Genomic DNA, 14,800 nt, shown 5'->3' with positions numbered 1-14,800 from the left:
CGGCAGCTGCTTTTTCCAAGGAAGGTGGTCCAAGGGGGCCATGCGCCGCTCACGCCGGAAGGGCCCGCTTGGCAGGGCGTCTCCTCAACATTCCCGCACCCCATTCACGGGACCACCTTACCCCGCTACAAGTCCATGCCTTTTCTCGCAACGGGATCCCGCCTCATGGCCGACAGCGCTGCCGATCGTTTTCTCCGCTACGTCGTCATCGACACCCAGTCCGACGCCGCGTCTCCAACCCAGCCTTCCACCGAGAAGCAGAAAAATCTCGGCCGACTGCTGGTCGAGGAATTGCTCGCCATCGGGGTCGCCGATGCGCATCTCGACGAGCACGGCTATGTCTATGGGACCATTCCGTCGAACACGCCGAAGAACAACGTTCCGGTCATCTGCTTCTGTTCGCACATGGACACGGCGCCGGACTTCAGCGGCACCAACGTCAAGCCGCAGGTCATCAGAAACTACCAGGGCGGGGACATCCGGCTGCCGGGGGATCCCCACCAGGTCATTCGGGTCGCGGACCATCCGGTGCTCAAGGACCTGGTCGGCCACGATATCATCACGTCGGACGGGACGACTCTACTCGGCGCGGACGACAAGGCCGGGATCGCCGAGATCATGGCGGCGGCCGAGTTCCTGATCAACAATCCGGACGTGAAGCACGGCACGATCCGCATCCTCTTCACCACCGACGAGGAGATCGGCCGCGGGGTCGACAAGGTGGATCTCGAAAAGCTCGGCGCAGCCTTCGGCTACACGATGGATGGAGAGACGGCCGGGACTATCGAGGACGAGACGTTTTCCGCCGACGCGGTCGAGATCGCCATCAAGGGCGTGGCGATCCATCCGGGCTTTGCCTACGGCAAGATGGAGAACGCCATCAGGATCGCGGGCGACATCATCGCGCGCCTGCCGAAGGACATGACGCCCGAAACTACCAAGGGCCGCGACGGCTTCATCCATCCCACCGGGGTGTCCGGCGTGATGGAGAAGGCCAATCTCAGCCTCATCATCCGCGATTTCACGGAGGAGGGGCTCAAAGCGAAGGAGGGGCTGCTGGAGAACATCACCAAGGAGGTGATGAAGAGTTATCCAGGTTCCAGCTACACCTTCACGGTCAAGGAGCAGTACCGCAACATGAAGATCGTGCTCGACCGGCACTCGGAGATCGTCGAGTACGCCGTTGAGGCGATCCGCCGAGCCGGCATGGAGCCGGTGCGCGGCAGCATTCGCGGAGGCACGGACGGCTCGCGCCTCTCCTTCATGGGATTGCCCTGCGCCAACATCTTCGCCGGCGGCCACGCCTTCCATTCCCCGCTGGAATTCGTCAGCAGCCAGGACATGGACAAGGCCGTGAAGACCATCGTCGAGCTAGCCAAGCTCTGGGAGGAGCGCGCCTGAGGCGCCTCCTATCCCTCGCTCGAACGATATTCTTGCCGTGACGGAGCGGCTCTCCGCCGTCATCCCGGGGCGGCGCAGCCGGGCCCGAGATGACGCTTCACCTTGCAACCGCCCTCAGCCGTCATCCCGGACTTGTTCCGGGACCCACGCCTCTTCAGCGCTGCGGTTCTAAGGTGTGGTCGGCCGGGACAAGCCCGGCCATGACGATGGGGGCATATGCCGGGCGTGACACCTCGGCCCTTTGGCTCTAAGACGCACTGAACCTTTTGTTGGCGCCATGTCCCATAACACCTTCGGTCACCTTTTTCGCGTCACCACCTTCGGCGAGAGCCACGGACCCGCCCTAGGCTGCGTCATCGACGGCTGCCCGCCGCGGATCCCTCTCGAGGCCGCCGAGATTCAGGCGGAGCTCGACCGCCGCCGTCCGGGCCAGTCGCGCTTCACCACCCAGCGGCAGGAGCCCGACCAGGTGAAGATCCTGTCCGGCGTGTTCATCGACGAGCGCACCGGACAGCAGGTCACCACCGGTACGCCCATCGCGCTGATGATCGAGAACGTCGATCAGCGCTCGAAGGATTACTCCGAGATCAAGGAGTCTTACCGCCCGGGCCATGCCGACTTCACCTACGACGTGAAATACGGCATCCGCGACTATCGCGGCGGCGGACGCTCCTCTGCGCGGGAAACCGCTGCTCGCGTGGCGGCCGGTGCAGTGGCCAGGAAGGTTCTGCCGGGCGTGACCATCCGCGGGGCGCTCGTGCAGATGGGCCCTCATGCGATCAACCGCGGTCAGTGGGACTGGGACGAGGTCTCGCGCAATCCATTCTTCTGCCCGGATTCCGAGGCGGCGGCCTTCTATGAGGGTTATCTCGACGGGTTGCGCAAAGAGGGCTCGTCCATCGGGGCGGTTCTGGAGATCGTGGCCGAAGGGGTTCCGGCAGGGCTCGGCGCTCCCATCTACGGCAAGCTCGACTCGGATCTCGCAGCCGCGCTCATGTCGATCAACGCCGTCAAGGGCGTCGAGATCGGCGATGGTTTCGCGGCGGCCGCCCTGCGCGGCGAGGAGAACGCCGACGAGATGCGGCCTGGCAACGCGGGCGCGCCGACCTTCCTGTCGAACCACGCCGGCGGCGTGCTCGGCGGCATCTCGACGGGGCAGCCGGTGGTGTGCCGCTTCGCCGTGAAGCCCACCTCGTCGATCCTCACCCCCCGCGCCAGCGTGACCCGCTCCGGCGCCGAGGCGGAGGTGATGACCAAGGGACGGCATGACCCCTGCGTGGGCATTCGCGCGGTGCCGGTGGGCGAGGCCATGGTGGCTTGCGTTCTGGTAGACCATGTCTTGCGCCATCGCGGGCAGGTCGGGGCTGCCGTCCAGTGGCCGTTCCAGTAGAGCATTCGGCAAAGATTTAAGGATAACGAGATGACGGCCCACAGCGTCACCGAAGCCATCGAAGCCTTTGCGCAGGGCGAAATCGTCATCGTCACCGATGACGACGATCGCGAGAACGAAGGCGACCTCATCGTCGCCGCGTCACTGTGCACGCCGGAGAAGATGGCTTTCATCATCCGCAACACCTGCGGCATCGTCTGCGCGCCCCTGACCGTGTCCGAGGCGCGGCGCCTGCGCCTCGATCCGATGGTGGCTTCCAACGACGCGCCGCTGGGCACCGCCTTCACGGTAACGGTGGACGTGAAGCACGGGCTCACCACGGGCATCTCGGCGGAGCAGCGCTCGAATACCGTGCGGGCGCTTGCCAACAACAACATGGGCGCGGCCGATTTCGTGCGCCCGGGCCACGTGTTCCCGCTGATCGCCAAGGACGGCGGCGTGCTCATGCGCTCGGGTCACACGGAAGCGGCGGTCGATTTGTGCAAGCTCGCCGGACTTCCGCCGGTCGGCGTCATCTGCGAACTCGCCAATGACGACGGCACGGTGATGAAGGGCGAGCAGATCGACACCTTCGCCGAAAACCATGGACTCAAGCGCATCTCGGTCGCGGAACTGATCGCCTACCGCCAGGCCCGCGAGAAGCTGGTGGAGCGGATCGCCACGTTCCCAGTGGAGACCCAGTGGGGCCATTTCACCGGCTATGCCTATTCGACACCCTACGACAGCGTGCAGCACATGGCTCTCGTCCATGGCCGGATCGGCGACGGCAGGAACATCCCCGTGCGGCTTCACCGCGCCAATGCGCTCACAGACGTGTTCGAGGGCGGCAAGACCGTCAATGCGGCCCTGCAGCGCTTCGCCAAGGAAGGCCGCGGTGTGCTGGTCTATCTGCGCGACGGCACGGCGGGCGTTCCGGTGACGAACCTGTCCGAAACCGAGGCGAGCGCTTCGGAGGCCATGCGCTCGAATCAGTGGCGCGAGATCGGCCTCGGCGCGCAGATCCTCAAGGATCTCGGCGTCGCCTCCATCCGCAACCTCGCCACGTCAACACGCTCCTATGTGGGCCTGAGCGGGTTCGGGATCGAACTCCTCGGCGAGGAGCCGATCGAGAGCTGAGCGCAAGGCTCTCGGCGCCTCACGTGCGCACGTCGCGTCCCATGAGCACGTCGAGGTGGGCGGCGGTGGATTTCGACAGGCCGTCGAGATCGTAGCCGCCTTCCAGGACCGACACGATCCGCCGTCCGCAATGCGTCTCGGCGAGGCTCATCAGCCGGTGCGTGGCCCAAGCGAAATCGGATTCCGTCAGGTTTAGGCTTGCCAGCGGATCGCGCCAATGAGCATCGAAGCCCGCCGAGATGATGATTAGGTCGGGCGCGAAGCTATCGATGCGCGGGAGCACGGCGGTCTCCATGGCCTCCCGGAAAGCATCGCTGCCGTCGCCCGCGCTCAAGGGCGCGTTCACGATCGTCCCATGCTCTCCAGTCTCGGAGAGCGCCCCGGTTCCGGGATAGAGCGGCGCCTCGTGGGTTGAGCAATACATCACGCTGGCGTCGCTCCAGAAGATGTCCTGCGTGCCGTTGCCGTGGTGCACGTCCCAGTCGAGGATCGCGACGCGCTCCGCGCCGTGACGGCTTTGGGCACGGCGTGCTGCAATCGCCGCGTTGTTGAAAAAGCAGAATCCCATGGCCTGGACGCGCTCCGCGTGATGCCCAGGCGGCCGCATGGCCACAAAGGCGTTGGCCACCTGACCGGTCATCACCTCGTCGACGGCCCTCACGGCGCCGCCCGCGCCCCTCAGGGCCGCCTCATAGGTGCCAGGCGACATGATCGTGTCCGCGTCGACGCGGACGACGCCCTCCCGTGGGCTCATGTCACGGATCGAGACGACGTAGGGTTCCGGGTGGGCGAGAGTCAGGCTCTCCATCTCTGCCATGGGGGCCTGTTCGCGAATCAACGACGCGAATCGCTCCTTCTCGAGGATCCTCTCGATGGCCAGTATTCGGTCTGGCCTCTCCGGATGTCCCAGGGGCGTCTGATGGTCGAGGGCGGCCGGATGGCTGATGTAAAGTGTGGACATGGAGGCTCTGAAAGGGAGGACGCCGCCAATGTCGCAGCGTCGCGATCTCCTGTCCATGTTGTTGCGACGCAACACCCTTCCACAATGACGCATGGCAGGCTGTTAATGATTCGTCCTCCTGTTAAGAGGGCGTCGTGAAACAAGCGTGGCCGCTCCGGCTGCGAGCAGGACTCAGTTCAATGCGCCTCTTCAGCCTGACCATCCTTCTGGCCGCCGTGACGGCTCTCGCGGGATGTAACTTCAAGAGTGTCCCGGAACCGCAGGTGTCGGCGCGGGACGCCGAGTGGCTGGCGCAGGTGCCCAAGGCTGAAGAAGACATCCGCTACGCCCGCTATCTCATGGACGACGAGACCGGCGAGACCCCTGGCACCATCGTAGTCGATACGAAACAGCGCTTCCTCTACTACGTGCTGCCCGACCGGAAGATGATTCGCTACGGCGTGACCGTCGGCGACGAGGCCTATGGCTGGACCGGCACCTCCCGCGTGGCCCGTAAGGCGGAGTGGCCGAACTGGAATCCGCCGGCCGAGATGAAGGCCCGCTGGCCGCATGTGCACCCCATGCAGGGTGGTCCGGCAAATCCCCTCGGGGCCCGCGCGCTCTACCTGTATGAAGGGAACAAGGACACGCTTTACCGCATCCACGGCACGAACGAGCCGGAGAAGATCGGCCTCGCCGTGTCGTCGGGCTGCATCCGGATGCGCAATATCGATGTGATCGACCTCTACAACCGCGTCGATCTGAACGCGAAGGTCATCGTGCGCTAGGGCTATCCTCGCTGACGAGACAGCTGCCCTTAAAACGACAAGCGCCCATTGGGCGCTTGTTCTCTTTGTGAGGCTGGCGGGACGTCAGCCCAGCAGGGCTTCCTTGCGCAGAATGGCCGGGAGTTCCTGGACTTTGGGCGATTGCGGCTGAAATCTCGCGGCCTGCATGGCGGCTGCGAGAGCCGGCAGAGCAACCGGCTTGAAGGCCGGTGCTTCAGGGCGGGCCGTCGAAGGCTGGACCGGAACGCGGCGATCCGTGGACAAGTGAGTCATGTTCTCTCCCAGGCTCGTTAAAGCATTGTGCGCAAAGATGGAACGGCTCTTCGTTCGCACGATGCGGCTAGACAAAGCCATTGTTCATGGCCCGCGCATGAAGCCGGATCGGCATGACCACATCTGGGCAGACCAATGATCATTTGCTGGCTTGGCGGCAAATGCTCCCATCAGGCTTAATGGCCCATTAACGGGTTATAGAATTGCATTCATCCGGTGGCCTAAGGCTTCCCCGTCGCGCAGGCCCATCTCGTAGGCCTTCCGGATGCCGGCCGGATTGGTGATGTCGAACTGCCCGATGGGCACGGGCTCGGACGGCTGGACGTAGGTCCGTCCGGAGACATGCGGAAAGGCCCGGTAGAGGCGGGACAGAATAACCAGCGTGCTGGCCCCGCGCTTTTCCAGAGCTTCCAGGGGCTCGACCGGGACGTTGTCCACGAGGCCCCCGTCAAGAGCCGCCATTCCACCGACGCGCCCCACCGGCATGAAGGGCGGAACGCTGGCGCTTGCCATCAGGGTAGCCGACAGGTCGGACGCGGAGGAGAGATCCCGTACGCGCACGAATTCAGGCCGGAACCCGATGGCACGCCCGCCTTTCGGGTGAACCGGCGAGCGCCACTTCTTCTCGACCTGATAGGTTGCGATGCCCAGGGGAATTGCGACGGAGAGGGGGAGGCGGTTCGGTTTGCGGGCAAGGCCGATCAGCACGTCAGGACCCTGCTTCAGGCGTGCCAGGGCAGCTTCATCGATCACCGCCTCGATCAGGCTGCGATACATGCGCGAGACTGGCCAGGGAGAACCTTCGCTATGCCAGGCCCGCCATTCGAAGTTACGGCGGCCGAGGCTGCAACCCTCCGCCACCATCTCGTTCACCTTGCGGCCGAGACCCAGCAGGCTGTAGCAGGCGGACCAGGCTCCCGCACTCACGCCGATCACGGTCTCGGGCTTGAGATCGAGCAGGGGCGCGGCCGCTTCCCAGAAGCCGCCCTGCCAATAGCAGCGATTCCCTCCGCCGGCGAAGGCCACTGCGTCGAACATGGATTCCCGGTCCCTGACTTACCCTTCGAGCCGCGCCAAGGTTGCGTCCTCGGCCACTCGGGCCCGCTCACGCCACGCCAGCACGATCCGTTCGAGATCGGCCAGATCCTGGGGAGGCAGACCTCCAAGGGTTCCTTCCACGTAGGACTTCTGCGTCGCGATGCCCTTTTCAGCGAGGCCACGTCCCTTCTCGGTCAGATACAGGGCATTGGAGCGCCGGTCGCCGGGGATTGCCCGGCGCTCGACGAGGCCGGCCTCCACCATCCTGTCCAGAAGACCCGACACATTGCCCTTGGTCACGTAAAGCCGCTCCGCCAATTCCTGCTGGCTCAGTCCCTCCCGCTCCGTCAGAGTCGACAGCAGGTCGAATTGCGGCACCGACAGGCCGAGCCCTTTGAGTTCCGCCGCGATGGTGTTCAGGGCGCGCCGATGCAGGCGGATGAAACGGAACCAGACGCGAAGCGGGTCGGCGACCTCGTTCGCCGCAGGGACAGGGGAGGGCGATGACAAAGACGAACTCCTCGCGACAACAGCATAGTTTACATCGGAACCATTCTCTTCGTCATCCCCGCCTCATGGCGTAAGATGTGCACAGACGAACCATGATAGCTCTGGGATGTTCTAAAGTTTCATTTCCATGCTAAGGCGTGGCCAAGACATTTCTCGAGGGCCGCGCTTATGACAGCGTCATATGTTTCCAATCTGACCCCCGCCGCGCCGCATGAAGCGCGCATGTCCTTTTCGGGGCGCGGGCGGGAGTTCCTGAGGCTGCTCGTCACCGGCAGCCTGTTCCAGATCCCCACCTTCGGATTCTACCGGTTCTGGCTGATCACCAAGCTGCGCCGGCATCTTTGGGCCAACACGCAAGTTGGCGGTGAAGCCTTCGAGTATACGGGCACCGCCAAGGAGCTCCTGATCGGCTTCCTGATCGCGCTCGCGGTCCTGACCCCGATCTATCTCGGCTACTTCATCCTGGGCATCATCGCCGAAGAGCAGAAGGCTCTCGCCAGCATCCCGCTGGTGCTCATCATGTACGTGCTGATGCATTTCGCATCGTACCGGGTCCGTCGCTGCCGGGCCACCCGCACGGTGTTTCGCGGCGTGCGCTTCTGGATGAAGGGGTCGGGCTGGGCCTATGCGATGCGCGCCATCCTGTGGGATATCGCCACCATGCTGACCCTGGGCCTTGCCCTGCCATGGGCGACCGCCTCCCTGGAGCGCTATCGGATGCGGCACACCTATTTCGGCAGCATCCAGGGCAGCTTTACCAGGAGTGGTTGGGGGCTGTTCAAGCGTGGTTGGTGGGTTTGGGGTTTGGGTATGGCGTCTATATTAGGGGCCTTGGCCCTCCTAACGTATTTGGACGCTATCAAAGCTAAAAACATTAACATTTTCGGGGGGGTCATACTGCTTCTCCCCATCCCCGTCGTGCTTGCGCTCTTGCCCCTCGTCATGGCGATTTTCACCCGCTGGCAAATGGAAGGCCTCCGCGTTGGAGAGGTCGCTGTGTCTTCCAACCTCGCCAAAGGCGCGTTCTACGGCACTTTCCTCAAGCTCATCTTCTCGTCCATCGGCTTCCTGCTGGTTTTCGGCGTGCTGTTCAGCCTCGGGGGCTATCTGTTTGTCGAAAAGCTGCAAGCCCTTCAGCTTGGCGAAATCAGCTGGGAGACCGGCAGCGTGATCGTGCTTGGAGCGCTGGCTTATCTGGCGCTGCTGCTCGGGATGGGAATCATCCAGCGGTACTTCATGGGGCGTGGCCTTTGGGCCGTGGTGGTGAATTCGATCACGGTATCGAACCTGCAAGCGGTGAATGCCGCCGTCGCGGCGGGCCAGCCATCCGGCGTTCTGGGCGAGGGCCTCGCAGACGCTCTCGATTTCGAGATCGGAATCTAAGGAGCGTTCAATGGCCGATGCGGTGTTCTATGACGGGGAGACGGCGCGACGGCGAACCGTTTCCCTCAAGATCGGCGCATCGAGCCTCGACCTCCATGAGGGTGATGATTGGATTGCCTCGTGGCCGACCGGCGCGGTGCGGCGGCGGGAGGCTGCCAGCGGAGTGTTACGGCTGATGCTCGAAGGCGGGCCGGCCCTGGCGCGCCTCGATGTGACCGATCCGGGCGATCAAGCCTCCATCCGGGCCCACTGCGCGCGCCTGGAGCTTGGCGAGCCCAAGGAAAGAACGGGCCGGATCATCTTTTGGTCGGCACTGGCCGCCGTGTCACTCACCCTGTGCGTCGTGTTTCTGCTTCCCATCGTGGCGGAGCGGCTGACGCCGCTCATCCCGCTCTCGGTCGAACGCCGGTTGGGCACGGCCGTCGACAACCAGGTCAAGTTCATCTTCGGCGGCAAGGTTTGTGACGGGACTCGCGGCCTTGCGGCCCTTGAGACGTTGAGTGCGCGATTGAGGGCTTCCACCGACGTCGGGATGGAAACTCATATTGCGGTTCTCGAATCCAAGATCCCCAACGCCATCGCGCTGCCGGGAGGCAGGATCTACCTGTTCAAAGGTTTGTTGGACCAAGCCGAGTCGGCGGACGAAGTCGCGGGCGTGCTTGCTCATGAGATGGGCCATGCTGCGCACCGGGACAGCCTGCGGAGCCTGATCCAGTCAGGCGGGGCGTCCTACCTGCTCGGCCTGCTGTTCGGCGATGTCAGCGGGGGAGGGGCGGTCGTGATCGCAACGCAACTCCTGATCGACAGCGCCCATTCCCGCGAGGCGGAGACGGCGGCCGACGCCTTCGCGGCCCAAGCGATGCTCGCCCTTGGCCGGCCGCCCAAGGCCATGGGGCTTCTTCTCAAGCGCATCGAAGGGAACGAAAAGAAGCTTCCGGCTTTTCTGTCCACCCACCCGGTGACCGATCAACGTCTCAAATCCCTTGAGCAGCAGGCGCCGGCCCACACCGGCGAGCCACTTCTTTCAGAAGAGGAGTGGCGCGCGCTCAAAGAGATTTGTAAGACGTCCTGATGCGCCATTTCATCCTCGAGGAACCATACTCCCGCCCGGCAAAGTGGTCCCCCATGCTCGCATGGTTCGCCCTTGCCGTGACTGTCATGGCGGTCCTGATGATCCGCTTCGGCCGGATCGACTACGACGCGGGTTTCGTTGCCCTCGGAGGAGGGCTCGCAGCCGCTCTCCTGGCCGTGGGCCTGTCGATCATCGGCTTCGTGCGAATCTGGCAGGAGGGCCGTCGCGGCCTGGGGAGCGCCATCAAGGGCTTGATCATCGCCTCCCTCGTGCTGGCCTATCCGGCATGGTTGTCCGTCAGGGCCGTCACCCTTCCGGCCATCGCGGACGTATCCACCGACACTGACGATCCGCCGGCCTTCTCGCGCTCCCGCGCGGCCCTCGATGCCCGCAAGGGGTTGGTCCCGCCGGACGTCTCCCCAGAGGCCCGCGAGATGCAGCGGGAGGCCTATGTGCAAATCGCGCCGCTCACCCTCGATCTCGGCCCCGAGGAGGCGTTCGCCCTGGTGCGCAAAGCCGCCGAGAATCTCGGTTGGCAGGTGATCGAGGCGGTGCCGCCCGGCGGGCGAATGGGCACGGGACGCCTCGAGGCCGTCGACAGAACCATGTTCCTGAGGCTGCCCGACGACGTCACGGTGCGCATCCGTCCCCGCGTCGACGGCACCCGGATCGACATCCGCTCCGCCTCACGCATGGGGCGCCACGATTTCGGAGCCAATGCCAAGCGCATCCGGGCTTTCCTGGAAGAGGCATCGAACCTGGCGCTTGCCGCCAACTGATTTCTCGTCAGGCGAGGCGGTATTCGCCGTCCAGCGATGGAGCGCCGTCGGTTCTCACCAGACCCTTAGCGACCAGATCCTCCAGATGGGCGAAGACCGATAGGCCGGCCGCGCCGATCAGAGCCGGCTTCAGGCCCTGATAGATAGCCGCCACGATGGCCGGGATCGTCCTGTCGCCGGCCGCCAGCCGGTTGAGGATCGACGCTTCCCGCTGCCGTCTGTGGTGGGCCAGCGCCCGCACGAAGCGCTGAGGCTCCCGCACCGGACCCCCATGGCCCGGCCAGTACACGGCTTCATCCCGCCCTCTCAGCTTGTCCAGAGATGCCATGAAATCGCTCATGGATCCGTCGGGAGGCGCGACGACAGTGGTGGACCAGGCCATCACGTGATCGCCGGAAAAGAGGGCGGCCTCCTCCGGCAGCGCGAAGGCGAGGTGGTTCGCCATATGGCCTGGCGTCGCCAGAGCCTCCAGGCTCCAACCGGGCCCCTCGATCCTATCGCCCTCCGCGAGTTCCTGGTCCGGGGCGTAGTCCCGGTCCGAACTCGTCTCCAGCAGATTGACCTCGCCGTCGAAGAGCGCACGGGCGCTGCGGTGGGGACTGCACCCGACGAGGCGCGCGCCGGTGGCGGCCTTGATGGCTCTTGCGGCCGGCGAATGGTCCTTGTGGGTGTGGGTCACGAGGATATGCGTGACCGTCTCGGCTTGAACGGCGGCCAGCAGGGCGTCGATGTGTTCCGGCAGGTCCGGTCCCGGATCGATGATCGCGACCCGCCCCGAGCCGACGATATAGCTGCAGGTGCCCGTGAAGGTGATGGGGCCTGGATTAGTGGCGATGATTCGTCGAACGAGGGGGCTGACGCGTACGCACTCGCCGGCCTTGGCGGGCGGCTGGGCGTCGAAGGTGAGGTCGTCGGACATTCCAGGTTTCCCAGAAAATTTGCACCGCAAGGGTATGGAGTTCCCACAGCGCGGCTTGAGCGGTTCGCCCGCCCCCCCTATAAGGCCTTTATGAACCGTCTGCGAATGGCGGAACAAGATCTGGAGATCTGCTGATGTCGACTGGCGCTACCGCCCTTGCCGCTCCGTCCACTCTCGTGGGGCTTCTTTGGCCCTCTCGGGACGACGCCCGTTTCGCCGCCCTTCGCGCCGCCGTCCTGATGGTCGTGGGTTCGGCGCTGCTCACCATCTCGGCGAAAGTCCAGGTGCCGCTGCCCTACGTTCCGATGACGCTGCAGACTCTGGTCGTGCTCATGATCGGAGCCGCCTACGGCTGGCGTCTCGGCGCTGCCACCGTGGCCGTTTACCTCATCCAGGGTGCCACGGGCCTGCCGGTCTTCGCCAATACGCCGCCCATGGCGGCCGGCATCGCGTATTTCGCAAGCCCCACCGGCGGCTTCCTGTTCGGCTTCCTGGCGGCGGCCCTGGCCGTGGGCTTCATGGCCGAGCGCGGTTGGGACCGGTCGCTTCTGCGCGTCATCGTCATGATGAGCGTCGGACACGCGCTGATCTTCCTGTTCGGCCTCGCCCAGCTCTCCCTGGTCATGCCCATCGCCAAGGCCTGGTCCGTCGGCGCCGCGCCCTTCGTGGCCGCCACCCTGGTCAAGACGGCGCTCGCCGTTGCGTTAATGCAGGCCGCCTGGAGCGTCACGCGCCGAGGCGAAGGCTCTCGCTAAGAAGCCAGACCAAAGCCTTCTCAAAGCCGCCTTCGGGCGGCTTTGTCGTTTCTGCGTGCGGGTCAGTGCAGGCGGTGCGCGATCGGGCGATCAGCCGATCGAGTGAACGAGCCTGAGAGCAGGCTTGGCGCTGCCCTGGCGGAAGCTGAGGCTCACCCATTCGTCGTCGCCGTTGCCTTCGACCACGTGATAATCGAGCTGTCGGGCAATAGCCCTGACCTGGTCCATGTTGGCCCGGGAGATCCAGCGCGTGAATTCGCGTTCTCCCTGATCCATGAGAACCGCCAGCATGCCGATCTCGACACCTTGGTCGAACTCTTCGCTGCGGCCTGGAAAACGCAGACGCAGGCCATCGTCCAGATGAATATGACGCATGATATAATGCCCCAAATCGCCGTTGTTCGGCGTCGTTTGCAGCAGAGTAACCTAGCCGCCGCCATCAATGGAGGGGGACAAGGGGGCGCACTGGTTTTGCCCCGCCCGGTAACAGATTGCTTACCATGCTAGGAACTCGCTTTGATCCTTAAGCCGCGTCAGGCGTTGCTTCTCCAGACGAGTAAGGAGTTCGCCATGACCATCCTCGACCCCAAAACCGGACAGATCGTCACGATCAACCTGTCGTCCAAACCGGGTCGGAGGGCTGTTCAGGGTTTCTGAGGCAGGCGAGCGAAAAGCCGCCGCTCCGCTGAAACATATTCGGGCCTGGTCGGTAGTACCCACCAGATGTCCGATTGGTGCAAGTTGGAGAACGCACATGTCAAAAGGTTTGTCGTGCCGTCTGGTCCTGGCGACGGCATTGTCTCTCGCGGCCGGCGGCGCCCTGGCTCAGGCCGGCATGGGGTCGATGGATGGAGCAGCCGGGTCGTCCAAGGCTTCTCCGAGCGTCGATACGGGCGCGGCCGGCACCAACAAGTTCCCGCTCCGCGAGACCTCGGACCCGAAGGTCACCGGATCGTCGATCGTGGGGGACCCCTCGGTTAATCCTCCGGGCAACCCTTCCGGCACTATCCCGCCCAATGCGGATGCTGCCGCCAAGGCGGGAGCGAGCGGAAAGAGTCCTTGTTTTTCGGAAAACCAGCAGCCGGCCGGCACGACCAACCCATCCAGCGCGCCCAGCCGGTGCTAGGGTTGGCTTCACTGCGCCGGGATACTGTCTAGCGCCCTTCGTGGCTGAACATTCCATTTGAAAAGGACAGAGCCGGTTCCGCTCGCGAGGAACCGGCTCTGTTTGTGTCCCCCGGCAATCAGATCACGAAGAGATCCGAGGCCGACATCTTGAGGTTCTTCTTCAGGGTCGCGATCTCAACTGCTTTGCCGCCACCCGATCCATCGGCGTCGTAGTACAGGACGCCCTTCTTGTTGTCGTAGACCACGTAGTCGTTCCGGTCCTTGGCGCTGTCCGCGATCTTGAAGAACGCCTTGTTGATCTTGGCGGGCGCGAATTCCGACCCCTTGCCGCCGAGCTTCTTGAAGATGGCGTTGTCGAGATAGACCGAGTCGTCCTTCACGTTGTAGTCGACGATCTTGTCGAGGTTCGTCTTCTTGTTCGGCTTGGTGTCGAACACGAAGGCGTCCTTGCCTTTGCCGCCGGTCATGGTGTCCTTGCCAGTTCCGCCGTAAAGCTTATCCGCCGCAGTGCTGCCGAACAGGCGATCGTTTCCGGCTCCGCCTTTCAGGGTGTGGGCGAGAGAGCCGCTCCGCAGCGTGTCATTCCCGGCCAAGCCGTCGATGATCTGTTCGACGGCCGTGCCCACCATTTGGTCGGCTCCGGCCGTTCCCAACCGCGTCAAGACATCGCCTGCAGCCAATGCAACCGGGCCTAGCGCCGCCAACTGCGCGTCCGTGAGCGACAGCGCATTGTTCGTGGCGTTGAGGGCCGTGACGCCCTTGCCCGCAAGGCCCCTGATCTGATCCGGCGTAAGAGTGCCGAGATTGATGCCGTTGTCAGTCAGAACCATGGTGTCGCCTGGGCTCAGCGGTACCTGCAGGGCATTGAAATGCGCAACCGAAAACGTGACGACGTTTCCGTTGTCCACCACGTCCACGAAGTCGACGTTCTTGCGGGCAAGGCCGGCGACCTGCGCCACCGTACCGGTGGTCAATTCTTCGTTCGTGTCGCGCAGTATCACCGTATCGTTCGGCGCAAATACCATCTCGGCAAGGCCGATGTCCTGCAAGGTGTTGTAGACGATCAGGTTGTCCGTCGCGTCGAGGACGTCGACGTTGTTGGCCGCCATGTTGAAAAGGTTGGCCTTCGTGAGCGATGCGATATTGGCGCCGGTATCGGCGATAGTGATATCATCGGCCTCCGCAAATGGTTTGACGGTTGCGGCGTTGAAATACTGGGCAATCGTATAAGTAATACCAAGTCCCGCTGATCAGAACCGGTGCGCCCACTCCCGCAGGCCGAGGGACATGATCGTCCAGGGTCGATCC

General features: G+C 64.0%; 17 protein-coding genes. 10 read left to right on the top strand and 7 right to left on the bottom strand.

Translation table 11 applies throughout. From position 1 onward, the window contains the following. Positions 1 to 165 precede the first annotated feature (165 nt). From pepT to ribB, 3 genes are all read left to right on the top strand, one after another. Positions 166 to 1,401, top strand: coding sequence for a peptidase T (gene pepT, locus DRB19_RS06535; protein ID WP_114185235.1), 1,236 nt, complete (start codon positions 166 to 168; stop codon positions 1,399 to 1,401). Positions 1,402 to 1,678: 277 nt separating this feature from the next. Beyond that, positions 1,679 to 2,791: a chorismate synthase gene (aroC, locus tag DRB19_RS06530; RefSeq protein WP_114185234.1), complete on the top strand. Its 1,113-nt coding sequence runs from the start codon at positions 1,679 to 1,681 to the stop codon at positions 2,789 to 2,791. A 30-nt stretch (positions 2,792 to 2,821) separates the two neighbouring features. Next, positions 2,822 to 3,907, top strand: coding sequence for a 3,4-dihydroxy-2-butanone-4-phosphate synthase (ribB, locus tag DRB19_RS06525; protein WP_114185233.1), 1,086 nt, complete (start codon positions 2,822 to 2,824; stop codon positions 3,905 to 3,907). Between the two features lie 19 nt (positions 3,908 to 3,926). On the opposite strand, the gene DRB19_RS06520 is transcribed toward ribB, so the two are convergent. Next, positions 3,927 to 4,868, bottom strand: coding sequence for a histone deacetylase family protein (locus DRB19_RS06520; protein WP_114185232.1), 942 nt, complete (start codon positions 4,866 to 4,868; stop codon positions 3,927 to 3,929). 179 nt (positions 4,869 to 5,047) lie between these two features. On the opposite strand from DRB19_RS06520, the gene DRB19_RS06515 reads away from it, so the two are divergent. Continuing rightward, a complete protein-coding gene (locus tag DRB19_RS06515; protein ID WP_114185231.1) occupies positions 5,048 to 5,635 on the top strand; it encodes a L,D-transpeptidase in 588 nt (195 codons plus the stop codon). An 84-nt stretch (positions 5,636 to 5,719) separates the two neighbouring features. Here the strand turns inward: DRB19_RS06515 and DRB19_RS06510 are convergent, their stop codons facing one another. The 3 genes from DRB19_RS06510 to DRB19_RS06500 form a co-directional block, all read right to left on the bottom strand. Further along, positions 5,720 to 5,908 carry a hypothetical protein gene (locus DRB19_RS06510; protein WP_114185230.1) on the bottom strand — a complete coding sequence of 63 codons (189 nt, stop codon included), beginning with the start codon at positions 5,906 to 5,908 and terminating at the stop codon, positions 5,720 to 5,722. Positions 5,909 to 6,103: 195 nt separating this feature from the next. Next, a complete protein-coding gene (locus DRB19_RS06505) occupies positions 6,104 to 6,946 on the bottom strand; it encodes a patatin-like phospholipase family protein (RefSeq protein ID WP_114185229.1) in 843 nt (280 codons plus the stop codon). Positions 6,947 to 6,964: 18 nt separating this feature from the next. After that, positions 6,965 to 7,456: a MarR family winged helix-turn-helix transcriptional regulator gene (locus DRB19_RS06500; RefSeq protein ID WP_114185228.1), complete on the bottom strand. Its 492-nt coding sequence runs from the start codon at positions 7,454 to 7,456 to the stop codon at positions 6,965 to 6,967. A gap of 168 nt (positions 7,457 to 7,624) precedes the next feature. Here DRB19_RS06500 and DRB19_RS06495 point away from each other — a divergent pair, with 168 nt between their 5' ends. Genes DRB19_RS06495 through DRB19_RS06485 form a run of 3 tightly spaced genes read left to right on the top strand, consistent with a single transcriptional unit; the run spans position 7,625 to position 10,690 of the window. After that, entirely contained in the window at positions 7,625 to 8,839 is a 1,215-nt protein-coding gene (locus tag DRB19_RS06495; RefSeq protein ID WP_245439303.1) for a DUF898 family protein, read from the top strand. Positions 8,840 to 8,849: 10 nt separating this feature from the next. After that, positions 8,850 to 9,911, top strand: coding sequence for a M48 family metallopeptidase (locus DRB19_RS06490; protein ID WP_162815610.1), 1,062 nt, complete (start codon positions 8,850 to 8,852; stop codon positions 9,909 to 9,911). After that, entirely contained in the window at positions 9,911 to 10,690 is a 780-nt protein-coding gene (locus DRB19_RS06485) for a DUF1499 domain-containing protein (RefSeq protein ID WP_114185225.1), read from the top strand. Before DRB19_RS06490 ends, DRB19_RS06485 begins: the two co-directional genes overlap by 1 nt. A 7-nt stretch (positions 10,691 to 10,697) precedes the next feature. Here the strand turns inward: DRB19_RS06485 and DRB19_RS06480 are convergent, their stop codons facing one another. After that, a complete protein-coding gene (locus DRB19_RS06480; RefSeq protein WP_114185224.1) occupies positions 10,698 to 11,609 on the bottom strand; it encodes an MBL fold metallo-hydrolase in 912 nt (303 codons plus the stop codon). Positions 11,610 to 11,743: 134 nt separating this feature from the next. Between DRB19_RS06480 and DRB19_RS06475 the strand changes: the two genes are divergently transcribed. Further along, the gene (locus DRB19_RS06475) at positions 11,744 to 12,364 is read left to right on the top strand and encodes a biotin transporter BioY (protein ID WP_114185223.1); all 621 of its coding nucleotides are present in this window, start codon (positions 11,744 to 11,746) and stop codon (positions 12,362 to 12,364) included. A gap of 90 nt (positions 12,365 to 12,454) precedes the next feature. Here DRB19_RS06475 and DRB19_RS06470 read toward each other — a convergent pair whose 3' ends face one another. Continuing rightward, positions 12,455 to 12,739 (bottom strand): hypothetical protein, encoded by a 285-nt coding sequence (locus tag DRB19_RS06470; RefSeq protein ID WP_114185347.1) that lies wholly within the window; start codon positions 12,737 to 12,739, stop codon positions 12,455 to 12,457. Positions 12,740 to 12,880: 141 nt separating this feature from the next. On the opposite strand from DRB19_RS06470, the gene DRB19_RS29795 reads away from it, so the two are divergent. Both DRB19_RS29795 and DRB19_RS06465 read left to right on the top strand, forming a co-directional pair. Next, on the top strand, positions 12,881 to 13,021 hold the full coding sequence (locus tag DRB19_RS29795) for a hypothetical protein (RefSeq protein WP_162815609.1): 141 nt from the start codon (positions 12,881 to 12,883) through the stop codon (positions 13,019 to 13,021). 97 nt (positions 13,022 to 13,118) lie between these two features. After that, entirely contained in the window at positions 13,119 to 13,490 is a 372-nt protein-coding gene (locus DRB19_RS06465) for a hypothetical protein (RefSeq protein WP_114185222.1), read from the top strand. Positions 13,491 to 13,608: 118 nt separating this feature from the next. On the opposite strand, the gene DRB19_RS06460 is transcribed toward DRB19_RS06465, so the two are convergent. Then, positions 13,609 to 14,601 carry a calcium-binding protein gene (locus tag DRB19_RS06460; RefSeq protein WP_114185221.1) on the bottom strand — a complete coding sequence of 331 codons (993 nt, stop codon included), beginning with the start codon at positions 14,599 to 14,601 and terminating at the stop codon, positions 13,609 to 13,611. Between the last annotated feature and the right edge of the window lie 199 nt (positions 14,602 to 14,800).

Source organism: Microvirga aerophila (assembly GCF_003332305.1).
Taxonomy (GTDB): domain Bacteria; phylum Pseudomonadota; class Alphaproteobacteria; order Rhizobiales; family Beijerinckiaceae; genus Microvirga; species Microvirga aerophila.
Note: the sequence above shows the minus strand (reverse complement) of the source record. Positions and strands in the feature narration are given on the sequence as shown.